The sequence below is a fragment of the Mucilaginibacter lacusdianchii genome (genome assembly GCF_009770985.1).
GTDB classification, from domain to species: Bacteria; Bacteroidota; Bacteroidia; order Sphingobacteriales; family Sphingobacteriaceae; genus Mucilaginibacter; species Mucilaginibacter lacusdianchii.
This window is the reverse complement of sequence record NZ_WSRW01000001.1, coordinates 757,200-782,079: the sequence shown is the minus strand read 5'-3', so window position 1 is coordinate 782,079 and position 24,880 is coordinate 757,200. Positions and strand designations below refer to the sequence as shown.

At 43.0% G+C, this 24,880-nt stretch carries 19 protein-coding genes; 7 read left to right on the top strand and 12 right to left on the bottom strand.

Going from position 1 to position 24,880, the window contains the following annotated elements; all coding sequences use genetic code 11:
• Nucleotides 1-38 precede the first annotated feature (38 nt).
• Nucleotides 39-602: a guanylate kinase gene (gmk, locus tag GPM24_RS03570; protein WP_158825358.1), complete on the top strand. Its 564-nt coding sequence runs from the start codon at nucleotides 39-41 to the stop codon at nucleotides 600-602.
• Nucleotides 603-674: 72 nt separating this feature from the next.
• Here gmk and cphA read toward each other — a convergent pair whose 3' ends face one another.
• On the bottom strand, nucleotides 675-3,293 hold the full coding sequence (cphA, locus tag GPM24_RS03565; protein WP_158825357.1) for a cyanophycin synthetase: 2,619 nt from the start codon (nucleotides 3,291-3,293) through the stop codon (nucleotides 675-677).
• 163 nt (nucleotides 3,294-3,456) lie between these two features.
• Here cphA and GPM24_RS03560 point away from each other — a divergent pair, with 163 nt between their 5' ends.
• The 4 genes from GPM24_RS03560 (at nucleotide 3,457) to GPM24_RS03545 (ending at nucleotide 8,381) form a co-directional block, all read left to right on the top strand.
• On the top strand, nucleotides 3,457-4,368 hold the full coding sequence (locus tag GPM24_RS03560; RefSeq protein ID WP_158825356.1) for a cyanophycinase: 912 nt from the start codon (nucleotides 3,457-3,459) through the stop codon (nucleotides 4,366-4,368).
• A gap of 129 nt (nucleotides 4,369-4,497) precedes the next feature.
• Nucleotides 4,498-5,340 carry an isoaspartyl peptidase/L-asparaginase gene (locus GPM24_RS03555; protein WP_158825355.1) on the top strand — a complete coding sequence of 281 codons (843 nt, stop codon included), beginning with the start codon at nucleotides 4,498-4,500 and terminating at the stop codon, nucleotides 5,338-5,340.
• A gap of 84 nt (nucleotides 5,341-5,424) precedes the next feature.
• Nucleotides 5,425-6,030 (top strand): hypothetical protein, encoded by a 606-nt coding sequence (locus GPM24_RS03550; protein ID WP_158825354.1) that lies wholly within the window; start codon nucleotides 5,425-5,427, stop codon nucleotides 6,028-6,030.
• Between the two features lie 170 nt (nucleotides 6,031-6,200).
• Entirely contained in the window at nucleotides 6,201-8,381 is a 2,181-nt protein-coding gene (locus tag GPM24_RS03545; RefSeq protein WP_233268725.1) for a carboxy terminal-processing peptidase, read from the top strand.
• Nucleotides 8,382-8,573: 192 nt separating this feature from the next.
• Here the strand turns inward: GPM24_RS03545 and GPM24_RS03540 are convergent, their stop codons facing one another.
• The 4 genes from GPM24_RS03540 to GPM24_RS03525 form a co-directional block, all read right to left on the bottom strand.
• Nucleotides 8,574-11,696: a PAS domain S-box protein gene (locus tag GPM24_RS03540; RefSeq protein WP_158825353.1), complete on the bottom strand. Its 3,123-nt coding sequence runs from the start codon at nucleotides 11,694-11,696 to the stop codon at nucleotides 8,574-8,576.
• Between the two features lie 12 nt (nucleotides 11,697-11,708).
• On the bottom strand, nucleotides 11,709-12,980 hold the full coding sequence (gene glyA, locus GPM24_RS03535; protein WP_158825352.1) for a serine hydroxymethyltransferase: 1,272 nt from the start codon (nucleotides 12,978-12,980) through the stop codon (nucleotides 11,709-11,711).
• A gap of 31 nt (nucleotides 12,981-13,011) precedes the next feature.
• Nucleotides 13,012-13,761 carry a segregation and condensation protein A gene (locus tag GPM24_RS03530; RefSeq protein ID WP_158825351.1) on the bottom strand — a complete coding sequence of 250 codons (750 nt, stop codon included), beginning with the start codon at nucleotides 13,759-13,761 and terminating at the stop codon, nucleotides 13,012-13,014.
• Nucleotides 13,762-13,840: 79 nt separating this feature from the next.
• Entirely contained in the window at nucleotides 13,841-14,836 is a 996-nt protein-coding gene (locus GPM24_RS03525) for a hypothetical protein (protein WP_158825350.1), read from the bottom strand.
• A gap of 179 nt (nucleotides 14,837-15,015) precedes the next feature.
• On the opposite strand from GPM24_RS03525, the gene GPM24_RS03520 reads away from it, so the two are divergent.
• Together GPM24_RS03520 and dxs are read left to right on the top strand one after the other, a co-directional pair.
• Nucleotides 15,016-15,540 (top strand): DinB family protein, encoded by a 525-nt coding sequence (locus GPM24_RS03520; RefSeq protein WP_158825349.1) that lies wholly within the window; start codon nucleotides 15,016-15,018, stop codon nucleotides 15,538-15,540.
• A gap of 186 nt (nucleotides 15,541-15,726) precedes the next feature.
• On the top strand, nucleotides 15,727-17,655 hold the full coding sequence (gene dxs / locus GPM24_RS03515) for a 1-deoxy-D-xylulose-5-phosphate synthase (RefSeq protein WP_158826039.1): 1,929 nt from the start codon (nucleotides 15,727-15,729) through the stop codon (nucleotides 17,653-17,655).
• 100 nt (nucleotides 17,656-17,755) lie between these two features.
• Here the strand turns inward: dxs and GPM24_RS03510 are convergent, their stop codons facing one another.
• The 7 genes from GPM24_RS03510 to GPM24_RS03480 all read right to left on the bottom strand — a co-directional run bounded on the left by GPM24_RS03510 (nucleotide 17,756) and on the right by GPM24_RS03480 (nucleotide 24,879).
• On the bottom strand, nucleotides 17,756-19,381 hold the full coding sequence (locus GPM24_RS03510) for a gliding motility protein RemB (RefSeq protein WP_158825348.1): 1,626 nt from the start codon (nucleotides 19,379-19,381) through the stop codon (nucleotides 17,756-17,758).
• A 25-nt stretch (nucleotides 19,382-19,406) separates the two neighbouring features.
• Nucleotides 19,407-20,543, bottom strand: coding sequence for a GDP-mannose 4,6-dehydratase (gmd, locus tag GPM24_RS03505; RefSeq protein WP_158825347.1), 1,137 nt, complete (start codon nucleotides 20,541-20,543; stop codon nucleotides 19,407-19,409).
• 76 nt (nucleotides 20,544-20,619) lie between these two features.
• Nucleotides 20,620-21,318 carry a ComF family protein gene (locus tag GPM24_RS03500; RefSeq protein ID WP_158825346.1) on the bottom strand — a complete coding sequence of 233 codons (699 nt, stop codon included), beginning with the start codon at nucleotides 21,316-21,318 and terminating at the stop codon, nucleotides 20,620-20,622.
• Nucleotides 21,319-21,393: 75 nt separating this feature from the next.
• Nucleotides 21,394-21,903, bottom strand: a complete 510-nt coding sequence (locus GPM24_RS03495; protein ID WP_158825345.1) for a phosphoribosyltransferase family protein — start codon at nucleotides 21,901-21,903, stop codon at nucleotides 21,394-21,396.
• 92 nt (nucleotides 21,904-21,995) lie between these two features.
• On the bottom strand, nucleotides 21,996-22,385 hold the full coding sequence (locus GPM24_RS03490; RefSeq protein ID WP_158825344.1) for a hypothetical protein: 390 nt from the start codon (nucleotides 22,383-22,385) through the stop codon (nucleotides 21,996-21,998).
• 164 nt (nucleotides 22,386-22,549) lie between these two features.
• Nucleotides 22,550-23,959, bottom strand: a complete 1,410-nt coding sequence (rlmD, locus tag GPM24_RS03485) for a 23S rRNA (uracil(1939)-C(5))-methyltransferase RlmD (RefSeq protein ID WP_158825343.1) — start codon at nucleotides 23,957-23,959, stop codon at nucleotides 22,550-22,552.
• A 338-nt stretch (nucleotides 23,960-24,297) separates the two neighbouring features.
• The gene (locus GPM24_RS03480; protein WP_158825342.1) at nucleotides 24,298-24,879 is read right to left on the bottom strand and encodes a TetR/AcrR family transcriptional regulator; all 582 of its coding nucleotides are present in this window, start codon (nucleotides 24,877-24,879) and stop codon (nucleotides 24,298-24,300) included.
• Nucleotide 24,880 lies beyond the last annotated feature (1 nt).

Genomic DNA, 24,880 nt, shown 5'->3' with positions numbered 1-24,880 from the left:
GTCAACTACTCGCCACTCACTACTCACTTGTAAGCAAAATGGGTAAACTCCTTATATTCTCAGCTCCATCGGGTGCTGGTAAAACAACCATCGTTCATCATCTTCTTACTAAGTTTCCAGAATTGGAATTTTCTATATCTGCCACTACCCGGCAGGCGCGTGGTGATGAAGAGAATGGTAAAGACTATTATTTCATCAGTAAAGAAGAGTTTTTGCACCGCATTGCCAAAAAACAATTCGTAGAGTTTGAAGAGGTATATTCGGGCACTTTTTACGGCACTTTGCGCCAGGAAATTGAGCGCATTTGGGCAAACGGTAAAACGGTTATTTTTGATATCGATGTAGAAGGTGGTTTGCACCTGAAACGTAAATATCAGGACCAAGCACTGGCTATATTTGTTCAGCCACCATCTTTAGAAGTACTAATAGAACGTCTGACCGGTCGCGGAACGGACAGCGAGGAAAAGCTAAAAGAGCGCTTTGCTAAAGCCGAAAAAGAATTGAATTATGCTCCGCGTTTTGATGTCATCCTAAAAAACTACGATTTGGCAACTGCCTGCGCAGAGGCTGAGAAATTAGTGGGTGATTTTTTATATAAATAAATTACTTATTTGTAAATAAACAAAGCCCTGTCATATTCAAATGGCAGGGCTTTGTTGTTAATCAATTCTTGATTATATCCGCATGGCATCCTGCTCTTGATAATTTTGCACAATCTCAACCGCATCGCCTACAGCATCACTTAAAGTGGTAATAAATGTACCGGGTTTGGCCAGGCTAATGGCATAAGCAACGGCATCCACCTCGTCGGGCAAAATTTCGTAAGGCATGTCGGGTTTTGCTGATTTGATACCTTGCTCCATTAAGCTGATCATGTTTTCGCGCGAGCGGCCGCGCAAATGGTCGGCTTGCCGTAGTAAAATATAATCGAACATATTGGCGGCAAGGCGGCCCAGTTCAATGATGTCTTCATCGCGTCGGTCGCCGGTGCCGGCAATCAAGCCAATTTTTAGTGGCGAATCAATGGTGCGCAAAAACTCTCCTATGCCAACATAGCCATCAGGGTTGTGGGCAAAATCAACCATAAACCTAAAATCGCGGAAATTGAAAATATTCATCCGACCGGGCGTTTGTGTGGCCGATGGTACAAAGGTTTGCAATGAGGTTTTGATATCCTCAGTTTTAAAGCCGTATAAGTAAGTGGCTAATGTAGCGGCCATTACATTTTCAATCATAAAGCTAACCACACCCCCAAATGTGATAGGTATTTGGCTAATGCGTTGCACCCGGATTTTCCAATCGCCCTTTTTGATGGTAATGTAACCATCCTCGCAAATGCAGGCAATGCCGCCTTTTTTGCAATGCGCCTGTATTACAGGGTTATTCTCGTTGCGGCTAAAGTAAGCAATATTACAATCGGCATTTTTACCAATACGTACGCAATGTTCATTGTCTGCATTCAATACGCCCCATCCGTCTTTTTTTACAGAGTTGATGACCACGCTTTTTACACGAGCTAAATCATCCAAGGTATGGATATCAGATATACCTAAATGATCGGGCTGGATGTTGGTAATTACACCAATGTCCGATTTGCCAAAGCCCAGTCCCGAGCGCAAAATGCCGCCGCGGGCCGTTTCTAATACGGCAAAATCTACTGTAGGATCTTTCAAAATAAACTCAGTGCTTTGCGGACCGGTGGTATCACCTTCTACCATCAGCGTATTTTGCACATAAATACCATCGGACGTGGTAAAGCCTACGCGATAGCCGTTGTTTTTTATAATGTGTGCAATCAGTCGGGTAGTAGTGGTTTTACCGTTGGTGCCGGTGGTAGCAATAATTGGAATACGAGCCGATTTACCCGGCGGATACAGCATATCCAATACATTGCCCGCTACGTTGCGTGGTAAACCCTCGCTTGGTGCCACGTGCATACGGAAACCCGGAGCTGCATTAACCTCCAGTATAACGCCGCCATTTTCGGTAAGGGGCTCAGTCAAGTTCTCGGCCATGATGTCGATGCCGCAAATATCTAACCCAATCACACGTGATATCCGCTCACAGATGAAAATGTTTTCGGGGTGTACCTGGTCTGTTACGTCAATAGAAGTACCACCGGTGCTCAGGTTAGCGGTAGATTTCAGGTAAACTATTTCATCTTTAGCCGGAACCGTCTCCAGTGTATAACCTTTTTTATCGAGTAGATCGCGTGTATCGCGGTCAACTTCAATCAAAGTCAATACATTTTCATGGCCGTATCCACGGCGCGGATCGGTATTTTCTTTATCAATCAGTTGCTGAATATTCAACTCGCCATCACCTTTTACATGGGCTGGCACGCGCAGGGCCGCCGCTACCATTTTATGGTCGATGACAAGCACCCTAAAATCATATCCGGTCACAAACTTTTCTACTATCACCTTACGCGATATGCGGGCCGCATGCTCAAAAGCGGCAATAGCTTCTTCTTCAGTTTTAACGTTAATGGTGGCACCGCGTCCGTGGTTGCCGTCAAGCGGTTTAAAAACCAGCGGAAAGCCAACCTTGCGGATAGCGTCGGACACTTGCGATGCCGATGTAATGGTTACACCTTTAGCCACAGGTATCGCCTGCTCTTGCAAAATGCGTTTGGTTTCTTCCTTATTACTGGCCAAATCTACCGCAATGCTGCTGGTATGCTCGGTCATGGTGGCACGGATGCGTACCTGGTTTTTGCCATAGCCCAGTTGTACCAACGACTGGTTGTTGAGCCTGATCCATGGAATATCTCTCGATATAGCTTCTTCTACAATAGAACCGGTACTGGGGCCTAAACGTGTCCGTTCGCGTATTTCGCGCATTTCCTGTATGTCTGCTTCAAGCGGATACTCTTCACCGGCTATGAGCGCTTCGGCAATGCGCACGGCCGATTCTGCAGCAAATACACCTACTTTCTCTTCAAGGTAGTTAAATACCACATTATATGTGCCTGGTGTTTTGGTTTCGCGGGTACGGCCATAGCCGCAAAACATGCCGGCCAGTGTTTGTATCTCTAAAGCAATATGCTCAATTACGTGTCCCATCCAGGTGCCTTGTTGCACCCGTTCAAAAAAGCCTCCAGGTACGCCCGGCGAACAGCGGTGCCCATACATGCTGGGAATTAATGCTTGTAACCTTTCATAAAAACCATCAATGGTATTGGTAGGGCGGTGTTCCATTTCTTCGAGATTCAACCGCATTTGTATCAGTTTTTTTCGGCTAATGCTCCAGATGTTAGGTCCGCGCAGAACTTGTATTTTTTCTATCTTCATAGGTGTTGTTTCTCAATATCAGATGGGCGTATGTTTTTGTTTTATAAATCTAAAAGGTGTAACAATGTAATGTAATTTTTAAGGATATTATGGCCGTTATGATATGATAAGTGCAGAATTATCACTTTTTTATTTACTTTGTATTAACTAATTGTTTAAAGTAATGATTGTCCCGAAAGGTAAGTTAATAATAATAGGCGGTGCGGTTGATATGGGGACCAATGTTAGTGCCGAAGAACATATTCTTAAGCCCAATTATATTAAATTTTTTGAACGCGGCATACTCAAAAGAATAATTTTAGAATCGGCCAAGCAGCAGGGTTCACAGGTAGAGGTTATTACTACGGCTTCTCAAATTCCCGAAATTGTAGGGCATGAATATATCAAGTCTTTTACTGCGTTGGGTGTAACACATGTAAACGTGTTAGATATCCGCAGTCGCGAAGATGCTGCAAATCCTGAATATTTGGAACGTGTTCGTAATGCTGATGTAGTGATGTTTAGCGGGGGCGATCAGCTGCGTTTGAGTTCTATATTTGGTGGGACTGAATTTTTACAGATTCTGAAAAAGCGTTATTGCCACGAGCATTTTGTTATCGCCGGAACATCAGCCGGTGCAGCAGCAGCATCAACCAATATGATTTACCGTGGCGAAAGTAATGAGGCACTGGTAAAAGGCGAGGTGCAAATTACCGCCGGATTGGGCTTTATTGATCATATGATTATCGATACCCATTTTGTACAACGCGGACGCATTGGCCGTTTGTTTTATGCAGTGGCCAGCAATCCCGGTATTTTGGGTATTGGTTTGGGTGAGGATGCCGGTTTACTGATTACTGAAGGCAGTATGATGGAAGCGATAGGCTCGGGCTTAACCATCGTAGTAGATGGTAAAGGAATGGTAGGCACCAATATTTATGAAGTAGAAATGGGTGCGCCGGTTTCTATTGAAGGATTAAAAGTGCATGTAATGTCGATATTTGACCGGTACGATCTAGCGCAGCACCGTATGATTATGAAGAAAAGAACCAAGGTAGAAGAAGGCGTTTATGTACAGGTGCCGGATAGGGATTGAGCGATATCTTATTGAGCAAGACCTTACGCTACTTTTTGCTTGTTATTACCAAATAATTAATTCCTAATTATACTTTTGTAGAGGCACGATACTTTGTGTCTCTTTGCATATATAACCAACCACCCAATTATGAAAATAATTATTCACGGCGGCTTTTTCAGCGAGTCGGGAACCAATCAAGAAGTAAAGCAGGCCAAACAGGATGCTTTAAAGCGTATTGTACAGCAAGGATATGATTACCTGCAAAGCCATACAGCTGTTGAAACTGTAGTATATACTGTAAGTTTGTTAGAAGATTGTGATCTGTTCAATGCAGGTATTGGTTCTCAAATTCAAAGTGACGGTGTAATTCGCATGAGTGCCTCATTGATGGATGGCAAAACACTGGGCTTTTCCGGAGTTATCAACATTGAGGATGTGAAAAACCCCATTTTTGTTGCGAAAAAGCTGATGGATTATGAAGACAAAGTGCTAAGCGGCAAAGGAGCCTTGCAGTTTGCCCGCGACAACGGTTTTGATTACTATAACGTTGAAACGCCGCAGCGCAAGCAAGAGTATGAAAAGAAACTGAATGAATCTATCCGCCTCGGTACTGTTGGCTGTGTAGCGTTAGATGAAACAGGTAATCTGGCTGCGGCTACATCAACTGGGGGTAAAGGATATGAAATGGTAGGCCGGGTAAGTGATTCGGCTACAGCTGCCGGTAACTATGTAAATGCTTATGCAGGTATATCCTGCACAGGTGTGGGCGAGGATATTGTAAGTGGTGCAGTAGCTGCCAAAATTGTTACACGTGTAACTGATGGTATGAGCCTGGAAGAAGCTACCCAAAAATCACTAGCCGAAATGAAACCCTATGACGGCTTTGCCGGTACCATAGGCATTGCTGCAAATGGAGATATATACCACGCTGATACACATCCATATATGGTTTGGGCGTTATGTGATGGCGATGTGAAAGTTTTTGAGTAGATTGCAACTAATTGTTTCTGAGTAGCGTAATAAGCGGTATATTTGCTTACTGATTAATTTAATTAAACTCATACAAAATAAAGCATGCGCATAACCTTACTCGTTCTGTTGTGTTCTATCAGTTTATCGGCGTCGGCACAGTGGTATAAATTGAATATCAGCAATTACCGCCGTTTGCCGCAGTTGGTGCAACAGCCTTCGGCTGGTATTAAATTACGGCCAGTTTCCTTTACCAATACTTCCGTTACACCATTAAGCGTTCTGGAAACGGCTTATGGTTTATCGCTTAGCGAGCGTTCGGTGATGAAAGAAGCGCAGCATCATATGCGTTTCAGAGAATATGCCGAAGCTAGCTACGGATTTAGAGATCTGGCCAAGATATACATCAGGCAAAATAAACTTACCCAAGCCAAATGGTTCTTTTTGCAAAGCAACAATTTGTCGCGTCAGCAAAGCAACGATCGGTTAACTATAGCCAACCTGATTGATTTGGCAGTTATTAAATCTACCATTGGCGATTTTGCCTTGGCCCAGCAGGATTTGGACGAAGCGCGCAGCTTGGCCATTAACCACAACTGGAAAGACGACTTGACACATGTTGACTTTGAACTGAAAAACCTGCAACGCGATAAGTTAGCGGCTATTAAACCCGGCACCACTTATGCCGGTAATACACAAAGCGCTTTGTAACTATATAACAGTTAATAGGGTGTATAGCATAATGTTGTGCAAATGCCATAAACTATACAAAGTCTGTTAAAACATTATTATTTATATTATTATTGTAAGTAAGAGACAGCTTAAATTGCTGTCTCTTTTTTATTTACTTTGAGAAATTAATAATACAGGCACCAATATTGATGTTTTATTTAGATACAGATTTAAAAACCATAAAAGAGATGTTCAAAAAGTTTTATATACTGCTGGTGCTCAGCGCAGCGCTGGCGTGTAAGGCTTCTCCCAGCAAGCCTGCAAAAGTTGGTCCTGGTGATTTGCTGCCCGATCAAAAGCAGAGCCTTGTATGTAAGGAGGTAGCTTCACTGATTAGCCAGTACAACTACAAAAAAGTAAGTTTGAACGACTCTCTTTCCAACGCGGTGTACGACCGTTATTTGAAAGCACTTGACGAAAACCGCAATTATCTGTTAGCATCAGACATTAAAGATTTTGACCGTTTTAAAAATGAGTTTGACGATGATTTAAAAACCGGAGATTTAAACGCCGTTTTTTACATTTTTAATGTTTACCAAAAGCGTTACCTGGAAAGAATCAATTATTCTTTAACGCAATTGAACAAAAGCTACGATTTTAATACCAACGAAAGTTTTACCTACGACCGGGAAAATCAACCTTGGGTGTCATCGGCCACAGCCATGAATAAGTTGTGGAGCCAACGTGTTAAATACGACTTACTGAATTTGAAACTGGCTACGCCGGACATGACCAAAAACAAGGAAACTTTGCGTAAGCGTTATCAAAACCTAGTATCGCAAGCCAAAAAGCTTTCTAACCAAGACGTGTTCCAGATTTTTATGGATTCGTTTACTGAAGCTGTAGATCCGCATACTAACTACTTCAACCCGGCCAATGCAGCGAATTTTAATATCGAAATGTCTCGTTCATTGGAAGGCATTGGTGCTTCATTAGCTTCTGAAAATGAGTATGTAACTATTAAAACCATTGTGGCCGGTGGTCCGGCAGATAAAAGCCGCCAGATTAATATTGACGACCGTATTATTGGTGTATCACAAGGCCAAACGGGAGAATTTCAGGATGTTGTGGGCTGGCGATTGGAAAATGCTATTGCGCTAATTCGTGGCACTAAAGGTACTGTAGTTAGATTAAAACTATTGCCTAAAGGTACCGGTGCATCAGATAAGCCAAAGATTGTGTCGATGACACGCGAAAAAATTGTGTTGAAAGATCAGTTGGCGAAAAAAGAAATTCGTACTTATAATGCAAACGGCCGAACTTATAAAATAGGCATTATCAATGTGCCAGCTTTTTATATAGACTTTAATGCTTACCGTGCTAAAGATCCAAATTATCAAAGCACTACCCGCGACGTAAAACTGATATTAGATACCTTGAAACGTGAAAATGTTGATGGTGTGATAATGGATTTACGTCAAAATGGTGGTGGTTCATTAATTGAAGCTATTGAGCTAACCGGCTTATTTATTAAACAAGGCCCGGTAGTACAAGTACGTGACACCCGTAACCGTGTAGAAGTTAACGAAGATGAAGACCCGATGGTGGCTTATAACGGCCCAATGGCTGTAATGGTTGACCGTTTCAGTGCATCAGCTTCCGAAATTTTTGCCGGTGCTATTCAGGATTATGGACGTGGATTGATTTTAGGTACCCAAACTTATGGTAAAGGTACCGTACAAAGCGCTATTGAACTGGATAAGGTAATCAGCACTTCTTTGCGTGATATGATTACCTCTATGACTAAAAAGTCGAACGGTACAGGTGCTGAAACCAAGTTTGGTCAATTGAATTTAACTATTGCCAAATTTTACCGTGTCAGCGGCAGTTCAACTCAGCACAAAGGCGTAACGCCTGATGTGGCTTTCCCTTCAGTAATTCCGCTGGATAAATATGGCGAAGACACTGAACCATCGGCATTGCCTTTTGATATGATTGCCAAAAGCAATTTTGTAAAAGTGGCCGACCTGAGTGGCGCAATTCCGCAGTTGAACCAGATGCACAACCAACGCATGGCTAACAACGACAGTTATAAATATTTGCTGGAAGATATTGCTGAGTTCAAAAAACGCCAGGACGAGAAAAGCATAACACTTAATGAGCAGCAGTTGAAACAACAACGTGATGCAGATGAGCAGAAAAGCTTTGAGCGCAACAACCTGCGTCGTGCGGCATTGGGCTTAACACCTTTGAAAAAAGGCGAAACCCGTCCAAAAAATGAAGATCTGGACTTTTTGAAAAGGGAAGCTGGCCAGATATTAACAGACTTTATTATGTTAGACAAAGGATCGCGCTATACAGGTGTGATGTCGCCTTCTCAACCTAACTAATTCGTCAAAACATACTTCAAAACAAGAAAGGCCCGGTTAACGGGCCTTTCTTGTTTTATTTAACTGATAATAATAAATATTTTACTTTTTATGCAACCTTGCTGTAACAGCTTCCGTATAACTACCCGGAGCGTTTGATTACATAATTAATTGGCGGGGATATTCTTGAAAAAGGTATCCCTGTTTTTTTTTTTATTCGTGCTGGTAGTGGCTTAGCTTATCGTACAGCACTTTGGGATCAAACGGCTTTAATACATAATCATTCATGCCGGCATCGCCAATCTCATTCATTTGGTTAGTAAGCATAGATGCTGTTAAGGCAATAATAGGCACTTTTTTAAAGTAGTCGCCTTCTTTGCTGCGTATAGTACGTGATGCTTCTAAACCATCCATCTCGGGCATATGGATATCCATCAATACCACATCATAGTTTTGATTTGCCACTACTTTATCAACAGCTTCAGCACCGTTTTCAGCAAAGTCGGGTGTGATACCCCATTTTTTTAATACCTTATTAATCAGCAAACGGTTAATTTGGTTGTCATCAGCAACCAGTACGTTTACCTTTAATCCTATCTCCGTTCCGTTATGAGTTGTCACAGCTATGCTATCTGCTTTTTTAAATGTAATGCTAAACCAAAAGGTAGAGCCTTGGCCAACTACACTGTCCACATTAATTCTTGAGTCGTGCAGCTCAATCAAACGCTTGGTAATGGCTAAGCCCAATCCGGTTCCACCATATTTACGGGTGGTATCTGCCTCAGCTTGTTTAAACGACTCAAATATAGTGTTGATTTTGTTAGAAGCAATGCCAATGCCCGTATCAGTAACAGCAAAGCGTATGCGAGCTTCGGTAGGTGTTTGCTCTAATACCTTTAAATCGATAATGATGCCGCCGGTTGCAGTAAATTTAATGGAGTTGCCTACAATGTTTAATAGTATCTGTACCAAACGGGTACGGTCGCCTATCACTAAAGCTGGAACAGCCGCGTCAATAGTGTTCTTTAAATATATCTTTTTATCTACGGCCTTAAACTGCATAGAGCTGGTTACACTTTGTACCAGTTCGCGCAAGTCTACCTTTGCTTTTTCCAGTTCAATGTTACCGGTTTCTATCTTGGTAAAGTCAAGCACGTCGTTAATCAGCGTCATCAGGTTTTCTGCCGAAAACTTTAAGATGCCTAAATTCTCTTTTTGAGATTCTGACGGATTATCTTCCGACAGCAAGTGCGACATCCCAATAACGGCGTTCAGTGGCGTACGTATCTCGTGGCTCATTACAGAGATGAACATATCTTTAGCCCGGCTCAGCTGCAATGCTTCTTCTTTGGCAGCAATTAGCTCCAGTTCAACTTTCTTTTTGGCGGTGATATCAATAACCACCTCAATGTATTTTTTAACATTGCCTTGTTCATCCAGTATTACCGAATTAATGACCGACACCCATATAGGTTGCCCGTCTTTGCGATATACCAGTACATCGACCTCAAACGATTGTTTATTTTTAGATAACTCGCGCGCCTTCTCAATGCTCGAAAAGTCGGTCAGCTCACCTTTTAATACGTCCCCCAGGTGGCGGCCCTGTATATCGTCAATCTTATAACCGGTGATTTTTTCAAAAGCGCTGTTGGCCCACTCTACAGTACCGGCATTATCGTTGATAACCACACCACTTAAGGTGTTGCTGGCTACCATGGAAAGTAAGGTTAGCTCTTCTTCGGCTTTTTTACGCTCTGTGATGTCAACACAAACCGTTACCTGCCGTTCTACATGCCCCTCGTCATTAAACAATGGGCTGTTAGACAGAAATACCCAGCTTGGCTCACCATCTTTTTTATAGAGCAGTATCTCAATTTCGTATGGTTTGTTATTGATAAAAGCCTTCAGGGCGTTTTCATAAACGCTTACATCGGTATTGGGGCCTATCAAAGTTCGGCCAAATGAGTGGCCCTCCATTTCGGTTAATGTATAACCTAAAATAGTTTCCAACGCCTCATTCATCCATATAACCCTTCCTTCACGGTCGCGTATCAGTACACCGCTTGGCGATTTACGTGAAGCAAAGGATAAAATTTCAAGTTCCTGTTCTGTTTTTTTGCGGGCGGTTATATCAATAATTACCTTGATATACTTTTCAATTTTACCAGCCTTGTCAAAAACAGGCGAGTTTAAAACGGATATCCACATGTGATTTCCGTTTTTGTGAAGTATTCTTATTTCTAGTTCAAAAGCCTTGTGCGTTTGCAGGTAGCTCTGTAGCTTGCCGCTTACATCCTCACGGGTATAATCGGGGTTAAGTATATTGATTAGTTCTTGGTTTTTAACCTCGTCAAACGTAAAGCCGGTAATTTGCTCAAAAGCCTCATTAATCCAAAGCACTTTATTATCGGCATCGCTTATAGCAACACCATTATGTACTTTGCTGGCTACCAATGATAGTTGCTCCAATTCGTCCTGAACGCGCTTTTGTTCGGTGATATCTCGGCCACTGGCATACCATTTACCATCGGCATGAATGGCTGTCCAGCTTATGCATTTAACTTCGTTATTGGAGGTCACTATGCAGGTTTCCAGCTCAAAAGATTTTTGCGTAAGCAAGCCATGTTCAATCAATGGTGCAAACTGTTGGCGGTCTTGGTCTACTACAAACTCCCATAACGAGCGGCCAATCACTTGTTCGGATTTATAGCCCAAAATGGTTTCAACCGCGTTGTTGATGGATTCTATCTTGGATGTTTCGTCGGCGATGTAGTGAATTTCCGACGAGCTGTTGAAAAGGCGGTAAAAATCTTTATGGCGTTCCAGGTTACGTTCCAATTCCTTTTTTTGCCTGCGCAAAGCGAGGTGCGAAATTACTTCGCTGGCCAGGGTTTGGAGTGCGTCTTTCTGCTCGTCGGTTAGGTGCTTGGGTTGCTGATCAAACACACAAAGCGAACCGAGGCGGTAACCATCCGGGTCAATAAGCGGGGCACTGGCATAAAAACGGATGCCTAATCCGCTTTTTACATTTTCATCATCTAAAAAATGTTCATCCAGCCTTGCATCGGGTACTTCTACCAGTACATCATCCATTATGGTGTACCGGCAAAAAGCCTTAGCGCGCGGTATTTCTTCAATAGGCAAACCTACCTTAGATTTAAACCACTGTCTGTTTTCATCAATAAAGGTGATAAAAGCCAACGGAACCTGGCATATATATGAAGCCAAGCGTGTAATCGCATCGTATTCTTTTTCAGGAAATGAATCCAGAATATCATAAGAACGGAGTGCATTTAAACGCTCAGCTTCATTATCAGGAACTTGGTCAACCACCATTAATGTATATTCTTAATTATATAACGGAAACTTTTCCGCTAATGCGTGTACCTGTTTACGTACTTTCTTAACCGAATGTTCGTTTTCAGGATCTTTAATCACCGCATCTATTAAATCAGCAATCTGTTCCATTTGTTTTTCTTTCATACCACGAGTGGTAACGGCAGCAGTACCAATACGGATACCTGAAGTTACAAACGGTGACTTATCATCAAACGGCACCATGTTTTTATTTACGGTGATATCTGCCTGTACCAGTGCATTCTCGGCAGCTTTGCCTGATATGTTTTTGTTGCGCAGGTCAATTAAAATCAAGTGATTGTCGGTACCGCCCGAAACGATTTCATAACCACGATCTAATAAGGCCTTAGCAATAGCCTGAGCGTTTAGTTTTACCTGCAATACATATTTCATGTAATCATCGCCCAGCGCTTCATAAAATGCAACAGCTTTAGCAGCAATGATGTGCTCTAGCGGACCGCCTTGTGTGCCTGGAAATACGGCAGCATCCAATAAGGCCGACATTTTTTTGATTTCGCCTTTAGGTGTTTTTAATCCCCAAGGGTTGTCAAAATCTTTACCCAGCATAATCATGCCACCGCGTGGGCCGCGAAGGGTTTTATGGGTAGTGGTGGTTACAATATGGCAATGCGGTAGTGGGTCGGTTAACAAACCGCGGGCAATCAGTCCGGCCGGGTGCGAAATATCGGCCAGTACCAGCGCGCCAATCTCATCAGCCACCTGGCGAATGAAAGCATAATCCCAATCGCGCGAGTAAGCCGAAGCACCGCAGATAATTAGTTTTGGTTTTTCTTGCAGGGCGGTAGCACGCAGTTGCTCGTAATCAATCAATCCGGTTTCTTTTTTTACGCCATAAAACAAAGGCTGATAAAGTTTACCCGAAAAATTAACCGGCGAACCGTGGGTTAAGTGACCACCATGCGACAAGTCGAAACCTAAAATTTTGTCGCCGGGCTGCAATATGGCCAGCATTACTGCCGCATTGGCTTGTGCGCCCGAGTGTGGTTGTACGTTTACCCACTCAGCATTAAACAATTGCTTGGCACGCTCAATGGCTATAGTTTCAATCTCGTCAACCACCTGGCAGCCGCCGTAGTAGCGTTTGCCGGGCAAACCTTCAGCATATTTGTTGGTAGCGGCCGATCCGGCAGCTTCCATTACTTGCTTGCTTACAAAATTTTCGGAGGCAATCAGTTCCAGTCCTTCTTCCTGGCGCTGTTGCTCATCGTCGAGTAGCTTAAAAATCAGTTTATCTTTTTTCATGATGCTTAACAGGCGCCTAAGTTAGTCAAAATCAATGGGCTGTTTTAGGCGCAATCCAAAAATTATTAAATCCCAAACCCAGCTGGATGTCTATCAGCTCTTGCTGTAACATCTCGAGCATGGCTAAAAAGTTGTATATAAAATGTACCCTGTTTTCAGAGTTTTGCCTGATGGATGAAAAGTCCATCCGGCCGTTAATGCGCAGTAATTCGTCAATTACCTTTTTTTGCTGTTCAATGGTGTAAAGGTATTGTACCACGGTGTGCTTTACCTCTTCGGTGCGGTTCAGGTAGCGGCGGTGTACGCGCTCATAAACCTGCATCAGGCGGTACAGGGTAAGCTCAGAAAGTTCTTCGCCTGGTAAAGTAACGGCCTCAATTTGCGATAGCTCGTCGGCTATATTGCCTCGGCGCTCTTGCTTTAAGCGTTCTTCTTCCAGCGGGCGTAGCTGCTCGCAGATGTCTTTAAACTTTTTGTATTCGATGAGTTTCCGAATCAGGTCCTCTTTCGAGTCAACCTCCGCCTCGCCGCTTTCGGCCTCAAAACGGGGGAGCAGCATTTTGGCTTTGATGCGCATTAGGGTGGCCGCTACAAAAATGAACTCGCTGGCCAGCTCCATATTCAGGCTGTTCATCTGGTGAATGTAAGCCAGAAAGTCGTCGGTGATACGCGCAATGGATACCTCGTGAATATCCAGCTCATCTCGTTCGATAAAGAAAAGCAGCAAATCAAACGGGCCCTCAAACTGCGGCAACCTGATTTCAAAACTCTCTGCAGCCATAGCAATTCAAAGATAGGGAATATAGATGACCGGAAAAAAATAAGCCGCCAATAAGATGATAGGTAATTTTTTTGATCAGCTATTTCACCCGCTCTATCATCTCAAAACTATCAACCGCCTTGTGGTAATTAGGCATCTCATTATAAGCGGTATAATACACATACTTTTTATCCTGATCAATACCCGGTATGGCTTGACCAATCACTTGCTGTATCATTTCGTTTTCGCGCTTTAACGCAGTGGTATCGCTCACTTTTACGGTTGATAAGTAATATATGACAGGAAAAGTACCCTCGGACGTTATTTTGTTAGAAATGTGAATAATACGCGGATGAGTAGGTGCCTGAGTTAGCGTAAATGGGAATTTATATGCTTGATTAGCTTCTGAAATAGCTTTACCTAGTGTAGCGTGTGTATGATCATCAATAGGATAGTGCCACATTTCGTTGGGACGCAAACAGTCATGGGCCATATTGGTGGTCAGAACGGCATCAACCAATTGATGCTTGTTGTACTGGCTAAGCGCACGTTTCAATAATTGAGGTGCCGTTTGGTTGTTTTCGGTGTAACGTCCCTCATTTAATAAAAATAGCTTCCAGCCGTAATTGTACTTGTAGTACACCGCTGTAATCATCATTTTTTCGACTGCCTTTTGTGGTACAAACATAGCTATGTACATGTCCTGCATCAACGCATCGTAACTAAGTGTGAACTTGTTGCCGTCTATATTGCCATCAACTTGGTTTAAGCCGCGCTTTTCGTGCACTATATAAAAATCTGCTAATAGCTTATACGTATCGTTTTTCATGCGCAGGCTTAGTAAGTGCGCTTCACGATATAATTGGCCGCTTTCCAATAATTCGGCCGATAACATTTCATCCATCTGCTTCGGGTCACCAGCTTTCAAAGCAGTCAGTAACTCGTCGTTCAGTTTATGCAAATCTTTGCGCAAACCATTTTGTATCTCATCATTGCGCCAAACGCCCGGTTCATGGCTGCAGCTTTGCAGCAACAGCATCAGGCTTAATAGAACGCATAGGCAAGTTAGCGAAAAACGGTATTTAAGAATATTCATGATAAAGTAACAGATTGCAGACGCGATAATAGGACTTTGGTTATAATCCTCAAAAGAGTTGCAAAATTTGACAAAATCCAAATGTCGTATTTAACCCTCAAATTGCCGTATATGCACCTGCTTGTTTGCTGCATTGGCCAGTAAATTTGATTTACCTGACACTTAAATCAATTACAACTATGTTTACAGAAGTTATTTCGCAATGGCAAGCCACCAGCGAGCGTTTGCAGGAAGTGCTTAACCGTTACAGTGCATCACAACTAAATACTAATCCTTTTACCGGTAGCTGGACGGCCGCTCAGGTAGGGGAGCATTTACTTAAATCGCAGGAGATTATACCGCTTATTTTTAAAGGTCCGGTAATGCCAGTGCAACGCTCACCCGACGAAAAAAGGCATATGCTGGCACAGGTGTTTTTAGACTTTAATGCAAAATATGAGGCTGCCAAAACGATTGTACCCGGCAACGCGCCTTTGCTTAAGGATGATTTACAATGTAAACTAGCGCATGTTAAAATAGCCATTGCTAATGCAGCCCAAAGCTTTGATTTGACAGAGGTGTGCCTTGGGCAAGAAGTGCCGGTTTTTGGTATGCTTACGCGATTAGAGTGGATGTATCTAGCGATTTATCATACACAAAGGCACATTTATCAGATCGAAAAAAATTATGAAATCGTCATTGCACTCTCGTTAGCAACTCGATGATCTCAGTGCAGGTTGTGATAAAACATGCTTGTTTTGTTGAATTAAAGCTGGTGGTAAATATCAAAAATGGGTGTAAATACTACCTCATTTCATAGTTGGCGAAACAACATTAGTGTGTAATTTGTCAATTAATTTACCAACTAAAATGACTTACTTTGTAAGTTAATTTACCCGAACAGAATGTCAATGCAAGTACCGGCCGGTGATTTACTGAAAAGAATCGATTCGCCCTCTGATTTAAAGAAGTTTAATGAGGACGATCTGGAGCAAATCTGTCAGGAATTACGACAGTATATTATTGACGTGGTATCGGTAAACGGTGGTCACTTTGCGGCCAGTTTGGGCGTGGTTGAGTTAAGTGTTGCCTTGCATTATGTACTGAATACACCTTACGATCAATTGGTTTGGGATGTAGGCCACCAGGCTTACGGTCATAAAATTTTAACCGGTCGCCGCGATAATTTTCATACCAACCGGGTGTACGGTGGGCTTAGTGGTTTTCCAAAGCGCGCTGAAAGTGAGTACGATACTTTTGGGGTAGGACACTCATCTACCTCTATCTCCGCGGCGTTAGGCATGGCTGTAGCCTCGCATTATAAAGGCGAGAAAGACCGCCAGCACGTAGCCGTTATTGGTGACGGTGCTATGACGGCTGGTATGGCCTTTGAAGCGCTAAACCATGCAGGTATTGCCAACAGTAATCTGCTGGTTATTTTAAACGATAACTGCATGTCGATAGACCCCAACGTGGGGGCTTTGAAAGAGTATCTGACAGATATTACCACATCAAAACCATACAATACTTTTAGGGCTGATATTGGCTATGTACTTTCAAAGCTATCGGCTATAGGGCCTGACGCTTTGAAATATGCTAAAAAGATAGAAAAAAGCATTAAAGGCACTTTGCTTAAACAGAGCAACCTGTTTGAGTCATTAAAATTCCGGTATTTTGGACCTACCGACGGGCATGATGTTAAGCATCTGGTAAAGGTATTGCGCGATTTGCGCGATATTCCCGGACCTAAATTGTTGCATTGTGTTACCGTAAAAGGTAAAGGTTATGCACTGGCCGAAAAAGATCAGACTAAATGGCATGCGCCCGGTTTGTTTGATAAAATTACTGGCGAAATCAAAAAAACACATTATGAAAAGCCCCAGCCGCCTAAGTTTCAGGATGTGTTTGGGCATACGATGATAGAACTGGCCGAGCAGAACGCTAAAATAATGGGTATTACGCCGGCTATGCCGTCGGGCAGTTCATTGAACCTGATGATGAAGGCCATGCCCGAACGTGCTTTCGACGTAGGTATTGCCGAGCAGCACGCTGTTACTTTTTCGGCTGGTTTAGCATCACAGGGGTTGGTACCCTTCTGTAATATCTATTCCAGCTTTATGCAGCGGGCGTATGACCAGGTGATCCATGACGTAGCCATTCAAAAGCTGAACGTGGTATTTTGCCTGGACCGTGCCGGTTTGGCTGGTGCTGATGGGGCAACGCACCACGGTGCTTATGATTTGGCATATATGCGCTGCATTCCAAATTTGGTAGTATCATCACCCATGAACGAGGAGGAACTGCGTAACCTGATGTATACCGCCCAATTGGAAAATGCGGGCCCATTTGTAATTCGCTATCCACGCGGAAACGGTGTGATGGTAGACTGGCGCCGTCCGTTCAGAGCCATTACCATTGGTAAAGGCCGTAAAATATGCGATGGTGAAGAAGTGGCTATCCTTTCTATTGGTGCAATAGGTAACGAGGTGGTTAAAGCTACCGCCCAACTAAACACCGAAGGTTATTACCCTGCCCACTACGACCTGCGCTTTGTAAAGCCACTAGACGAAGCTTTATTGCATGAAGTGTTTACCAAATACAATAAAGTTATCACCGTTGAAGACGGCTGCCTGGAAGGTGGTGCCGGCAGTGCTGTACTGGAGTTTATGGCCGACCATAAATACCAGGCTGAGGTGATCCGCCTGGGTATTCCTGATGCTGTTATTGAACACGGTGAACAACCTGAGCTTTGGGCTGAGTGCGGCTACGATGCCGCCGGCATTGTGAAGCAGGTGAAAAGCATGGGTGTGCAACAGAAAAGGCATACTATCGCTTCTTAAAGTTAGATTCAAGAGTATATAGTCAGGAATTAAGAATTTTAAAACACATATAATAAGAAAGGCTAACCATTTGGTTAGCCTTTCTTATTATTAAGCAAAACTAAAGCCTTGCCGTGGCTATATCATTATAAATGTTTCTGAATGAACTACGCAAGCCTATGCTAACCAATGATGTTTTTTGATTGAATACATCGTTCTTTTCTACCCTAAAAATACCTCCTAATTCAATACGCAAATTGTATTTTGGATTAAGCAAAAAGGCAACTTTAGGTTCCACATAATACAGGTTGGTACGTAGGCCCTGACCAATGCGGTTATCCAGTAGTTGCACTACTGTGCTGTATGGTTTAAAGATGTCTTTACCGTAATTCAGTCCGTTGATGTCTAAGCCATATAAGCCATAGTTACCTTGCAGGCTAAAATCAAAACGCTGGTAGCTGTAATTAAGGATACCCACAAACTCGCGGAAGTTAGCGCCAAAGGGGTGAGCCAGTGGTTCGCGCTGGTGGGCATAATTGATGATAGATGAACTGCGTTCAGTAAAGGTATATGGCCTTGCACTGTTGTACTCAACCAAATAGTTTAAAGAACGTACATGGAACAAATCGGCCCCTCTGAAACCCAGCTGCCAGCCATATTTGTTTCGCCAGCTGCCATTGCTCGAAAAAAAGTTTTTGGCTTCAAATTCATCCAGCGATAATTGTGCATAAGCGGTTACCTGGTCGGTGATTTTGTATTTGCCGGTAAAACCAAGGTTCACGTTATCGGGCGAACGATTAGAGGATGATTCGAGTGGACGTAAAAAGATGAATGGGTTAACGTAATTAAAGTCAAACCCACGTGAGGTACCGTTTTCATTTTGAGCTGCCCAAACTACCGATTGGAAAAAACCCAGCGACACGCGGTTAGATACATTCCAGTCTGCATATTGGAAAGCGCCCCATTTGCGACGGAAGTCGTCGGGATTGAAACGTGTAGCGGTTGGGTCGCTCATGTAAGTCCACATGGCCATGTAGCGCACATTGCCCAAGTTGGCAGTTAGGCGTAATAACGGATAAGGTGCGGCAAAATCAGACAAAAGCATTGAACGGTAACCGTCACCAATAAAAGTTTTATCCATACCCAAGCTGATGTTCAGGTATTTGATAGGGGTATAAGACAGCAATGCCGTCACGTACGACCAATCACGTGTACGTTTGTTCAATGAATTTTGGGTTAAATTACCCTGACCGCTCACCATTTCCATTTGCTGGGTGTAGTTGTCGTAATAGTTTGGGAACCGGGCCTGGTTTTCATATCCGCTGGTGTAAAATGAAAATTTATTGCCAATGGTACCGCCTAGCTGAAAGCCACGGGTGTTAAGCCAGGTGGTGTTTTTACCGGAAATATCACGGCCAACAGTTAAGTCAGGCAGAAAGTCGGCATAGAAAGTGTACTCGTCGTTTTGTACATCAATTAAGTGTTCATTGAAAATTTTCCGGTGCAACCAGCTGCGTTTCACCAGCGGATCAGTACCATAATTCATCAGCGAGTCGTACCGGTCTTTCAATAAACTGTCATCCACAAAGTAGGGCTTAATAGCCGTATGTGCTCGCGATTGTGTTGAGTATAAATCGCGGCTAAACTTTTGGTAAAACTGAAAAGAATAAGGCTGGTACTGCGATTGTGCATAAGCACTGCCTGCAAGTACGAGCAATAAAAATAAATTAGTAAGCAGTTTTTTCATAGATGTTAAAGTTATATGCAGGTGCTTATTCTAAATGGTTGAGCGTTGAATATCCCCGCTGTTGTAAAAAGTTATTTTGTTTAGCTGTCTCTAAATCGGCTTGTACCATGTCAGTAATCAGCTCTTGTAAAGTGTGTTTGGGTTGCCAACCCAGTTTTTGGTTAGCTTTTGTCGGATCACCAATCAGTAAATCTACTTCGGTTGGGCGGTAGTAACGCAGATCGACCTTCACAACGGTTTGTCCGAATTTAAGGTTGTCGGGGTTAAGGCCCAGTTCGTGCATGCGGTCTTCGTCCATATCTATTACTACGCCACGCTCATGTGTACCTTTGCCGCTAAATTCTACCTCAATGCCTAACTCTAAAAATGCCAACCGCACAAACTCCCTTACACGGGTGGTTACGCCGGTGGCAATCACAAAGTCTTCTGGGGTGTCCTGTTGTAAAATCAGGTACATGGCCTCTACATAATCTTTGGCATGTCCCCAGTCGCGCTGTGCATCCAGGTTACCCAGATATAATTTATCTTGCAAGCCCATAGCTATCTTAGCTACTGCACGGGTGATTTTACGGGTAACAAAGGTTTCCCCTCTTAGCGGGCTTTCGTGGTTAAACAAGATACCGTTGCAGGCATAAATGCCATAAGCTTCGCGGTAGTTGACGGTAATCCAGTAAGCGTATAGCTTAGCTACAGCGTAAGGTGAGCGAGGATAAAAAGGTGTGGTTTCTGATTGCGGTACAGCTTGCACCAAACCATACAATTCTGAAGTAGACGCTTGATAGATGCGGGTCTTTTTTTCTAAACCCAGGATGCGGATAGCTTCCAACAGACGCAAAGTACCGATGCCGTCGGCATTCGCCGTATATTCAGGGGTTTCAAAGCTTACCTTCACGTGCGACATTGCCCCCAGGTTATAAATCTCGTCTGGTTGAATTTCTTGTATGATGCGTACTATATTGACGGAGTCGGTCAGGTCGCCGTAATACAGTTTAAACCTCACATTGGCTTCGTGCGGATCATGGTATAAATGGTCAATACGGCTTGTGTTGAACAATGACGAGCGCCTTTTTAGGCCATGCACCTCGTAACCTTTATTCAATAATAACTCAGCCAGGTAAGCACCATCCTGACCGGTGATGCCCGTGATTAAAGCTTTTTTCATTGATTGATTGCAGAAGCAAAGGTATACCTTTTGTCTTACAAACAATTAGTCATTTTGTTGCATATAGTGGCTAACCTTACACTGCATAAGCAATTGTGGCAATGCTTAATTTAATATTGGGTACCGTTAGCAATGCCTGGGCACAGGCTTCAAGTGTTGAGCCGGTAGTTACAATATCATCCACCAGCAAAATATGTTTGCCTGTTAGTTGCTCGGGCTTATGGATGGCAAATACTTCCTTCATGTTCTCGAACCGTGCAAAGCGCGATTTAAGGGTTTGGGTTTCTGTATTTACTTTTCGGATTAAATTAGTTTCAGATACCTGTGCTTGGAGTTTTTTGGCCAATCCTTCAGCAAAGCAGGCGCTTTGATTATAACCGCGTTTTCTCAATCGCTTTTTGTGCAGCGGTACAGGTACAATGGCATCTACAGTATTATAAATTGGGTTTTGTACCAGTAGCGAACCGGTTATTTCTCCAAGTTTGTTGCCAATTTGAGGTGCATTATTGTACTTAAAGTTGTGCATCAGTTCCTGCACCTTGCCGCCTTTTTCAAAATACAGTAATGCGCAAGCAGCCTGCAAATCTACTTTGCCCCAAAACTGTTTGGCTACAATATTATCGGGCTGGTTGTAAAAGTTGGTGTAAGGTAAGTGGTAGAGGCAGTCTGTACAAATTAAATGCTCGGTACCCAGCAATGTAGTTTTGCATGCCTGACACAATTGCGGAAACAGCAAATTGATGAAGTTGGCCAGGTAAGTATTGCGCAGGTTCACGTTGAACTTATAAATTGAAATGTACCATAACAGGTAGTACCTGTTTGATAGTAAGTATTAAATACTTACTCCTAATTAAGCCAGATAAACAGCGTCTTCCTCACCGTTTTCGCTTAACGACACGTACACATGCTCTTTTAAAACAGTAGAAAGCGCAATGCCTGCAAAATCCGTATTTACCGGAAAACTTTTGTGATTGCGGTCAACCAGTACTACGGTGCGCAGCTTTTTAAGCGGCACATCTAAAAATATGCCGAAACCGTAAGCCATGGTTTTACCGCTGTTTAATACATCATCCACAATAATCACTACTTTATTATTGCATTCATTGATGTCAGTATCAGTGCTGAATTGTAAAGTGGTGCTTTGCTTATCCAATTCAATGTTGATCATTTTACAGGTAAAAGGAGCGATGCCTTCTAATATAGTTTTCAGGCGTTTGGCCATCAGGCTACCTTGTGGTAAAATGCCGGCAATTACAATTTCCTGCTCCTCATAATTGTCTTCCAATATCTGGTAAGCAATGCGGTCTATCTTTTGCTGAATTTGTTGCGGATTAAGTATTAAAAGCTTTTTATCGGGCATGGGATAGTTGGTTGTCAGTTATCTATAGTGAGTTGTCGGTTATCTGTTGTGTAACTATGAAACCGAAATTCACTACTCATCAAATATATAGATTATTCTTTCCCATAAGGGAAAAATACAAAGTTGGCACCTTCGGGCACTATGGCAAATACGCACATATAATCATGCGGACTTTTATAGTTATCAATAAAGCGCTGCTTTAATTCTTTTTTTATGATGCCGCGCTCTACAAATTCTTCCAAAGTAGAAGCGTTTATTGTCCATTCTGTGTTCAGCTCTTCTTTGTCTAGCACCAACTCACCTAAACTTACCTCATGCTGGTGCGCCACAAAAATTGGGTAGGCCGATAAGCCCTCCACCATAATTTCTACCGCAACTTCACGTAACGATTCACTGTATAAACGTAAATCTATCTCGAGGCTTTTCAAAGGGCTTTCGCCTTTCTGATGGCCATTTTCATTTAGTAATTCTTCCGGATTCATTCAGGTAAAAATTAAGTATTAAACATCAAGTTCTCAATAAAAACCTTGTCATTGCGAGCGATAGCGTGGCAATCCCGTCGCTACCATATCATGAGATGAGATTGCTTCGTTCCTCGCAATGACAAAAAAGAAACGCTCTTTAATTGCCGCTCTCCGCTCTTTCACTACTTTCTCAAATGCAGCAACACCACGTTTTCCACATGTTGTGTATGCGGAAACATGTCTACCGGCTGTATTTGTACCACATCATACTTTTCTTTTAATACAACTAAATCGCGGGCTTGTGTGGCTACGTTGCAGCTTACGTACACAATTTTATTGGCTTCAATTTCCATCAGCCGTTCAACCACATCGGCATGCATACCGGCACGTGGCGGGTCGGTGATGATCACATCTGGCTTACCATGCTCTGCTACAAACTCGGCATTCAGCACATCTTTCATGTCGCCGGCGTAAAACTTAGTGTTGCTGATGTTGTTGATTTGCGAATTGATTTTGGCATCTTCAATAGCCGATGGCACGTATTCCACGCCAATCACCTCGCGCACATGGCTAGCTACAAAGTTAGCAATGGTACCAGCACCTGTATATAAATCGTACACTAGTTCGTTGCCGGTAAAATTGGCAAAATCGCGTGCTATCTCATACAGCCGCTGGGCCTGTATGGCGTTGGTTTGATAGAATGATTTAGGGCCAATGCGGAACTTAATATCATTCATCGCCTCAAGTATATATTCGGGGCCTTTCCAGGCAATTACATCCTGGTCAAATATGGTATCGTTTTTTTTCTGATTCAGGATGTACAACAGCGAGGTGATTTCGGGGAATTCGCTTTCTACAAAGCTCATTACCAAGTTCACTTCTTCCTCACTGGCATAAGCAAAAACCACAATCACCATCAGTTCGCCGGTGGCAGCGGTACGGATAATCAGGTTGCGCAAGGCACCCTCGTGTGCTTTTAAATTATAAAAGCTGATGTTGTGCAGCTTGGCAAAGTCGCGTATTTTAAGGCGCAGATCGTTTGACGGATCGGCCTGTAAGTAACAATGGTTGATGTCCAGAATCTTATCAAACCGGCCGGGAATGTGAAAGCCTAAAGCATCCATATTCACCGCTTCATCGCTGCGGTTCTCGCCGTCGTTAAGCCAGCGTTTGTTCGAGAATGTATATTCCAGCTTGTTACGATAATAACGATCGGCAGGGGAGGCCACAATAGGTAAAGCATGGCTTACCTCTACCTTGGCCAAGCGGCTCAGGGCATCGGTTACTGTTTTTTGTTTGAACAGCAATTGCGCCTCATAAGTCATGTGCTGCCATTTACAGCCGCCGCAGGTACCAAAGTGCTCGCAAAAAGGCTCGGTACGGTGGGCCGATGCTTGTTTAAGACTGGTGATTTTAGCTTCGCCAAAGTTTTTCTTTTTGCGGTATACCTCAACATCCACTACATCGCCGGGCACGGCTTTTTCCACAAACAGTACAAAATCTTCGGCTTTGCCTACGCCTTTACCTTCTTCGGCAATATCAATTATCATTACGTCTTCGAACCTTTTGTTCGGGGCAGAATTTCTCCTCATCAGGCTGCAAAGTTAACCCTAATTATTGAAATCGTAAATGTAACTTTTAAGGCAAAACACAGCCATTTACCCTGCAAGCAGGGTAATAGTGGCGCAACTACAAAACCAGCCTATTGAAATATGCTGAGGATGAAAAGCCAAAGGTTTTCGGTATCCACATCGGCTACATCAAAGCGCTCTTCTATCTGGTCTGAAAATTCGGTTAATTCGCGGCTCATAGGATGTTGGGGTTGATTTACCCAAATATAGCAACATATTATACCAAAAACCAAATTGGTATACAGATTAAATTTGCAAAAAGGATTTGTTAAGGGAAGATAATCCGCAACGGAATAATGTTAAATCGTAATAGCCGCTTTAACTAAATAAGGAAGAATTTCCTTTTGAAAAGAAACGAAGTTTTTACGCACATCCGAGTCGCTTACCGAAGTAAAAGCAAAGCTGAACACGATGTTTTTGCTGCATTTAATCAAAAAGCGGATGCGTTGCTGGTACCCTTCGTGTTTGCGGATACCGCCATAGGTAGTGAATGAGCTTACCAGCAAATCTTCCAATTCGTTTGACAGGTTACGCAAAAACTCCTGCGAGTTGGTTGATTCGCGGATGAAATCCCAACCAATAAATTCGTTACATACGGTGTACGATAAACGGCAGGTTTTCATGATGAGGTTGGAAAGATGTGTTTCTTCGTCCAGCTCCGGCGAGTCGGTGTGAATCAGGTCGTCAACACTTACCTGGATATAATCCATCAACAGCGAATGCAAAATGGCTTCTTTGCTGTCAAAGTATTTATAAATGGTGGCCTTTGCAATTTTGGCCTTTTTGGCAATCTCGTTAACGCTGGTTTTGTGGTAACCGAATTTGCGGAAAAGCTCCTGTGCTGACCGTTTTATGCTTTCTCTTATTTTATCGGCTTCCATG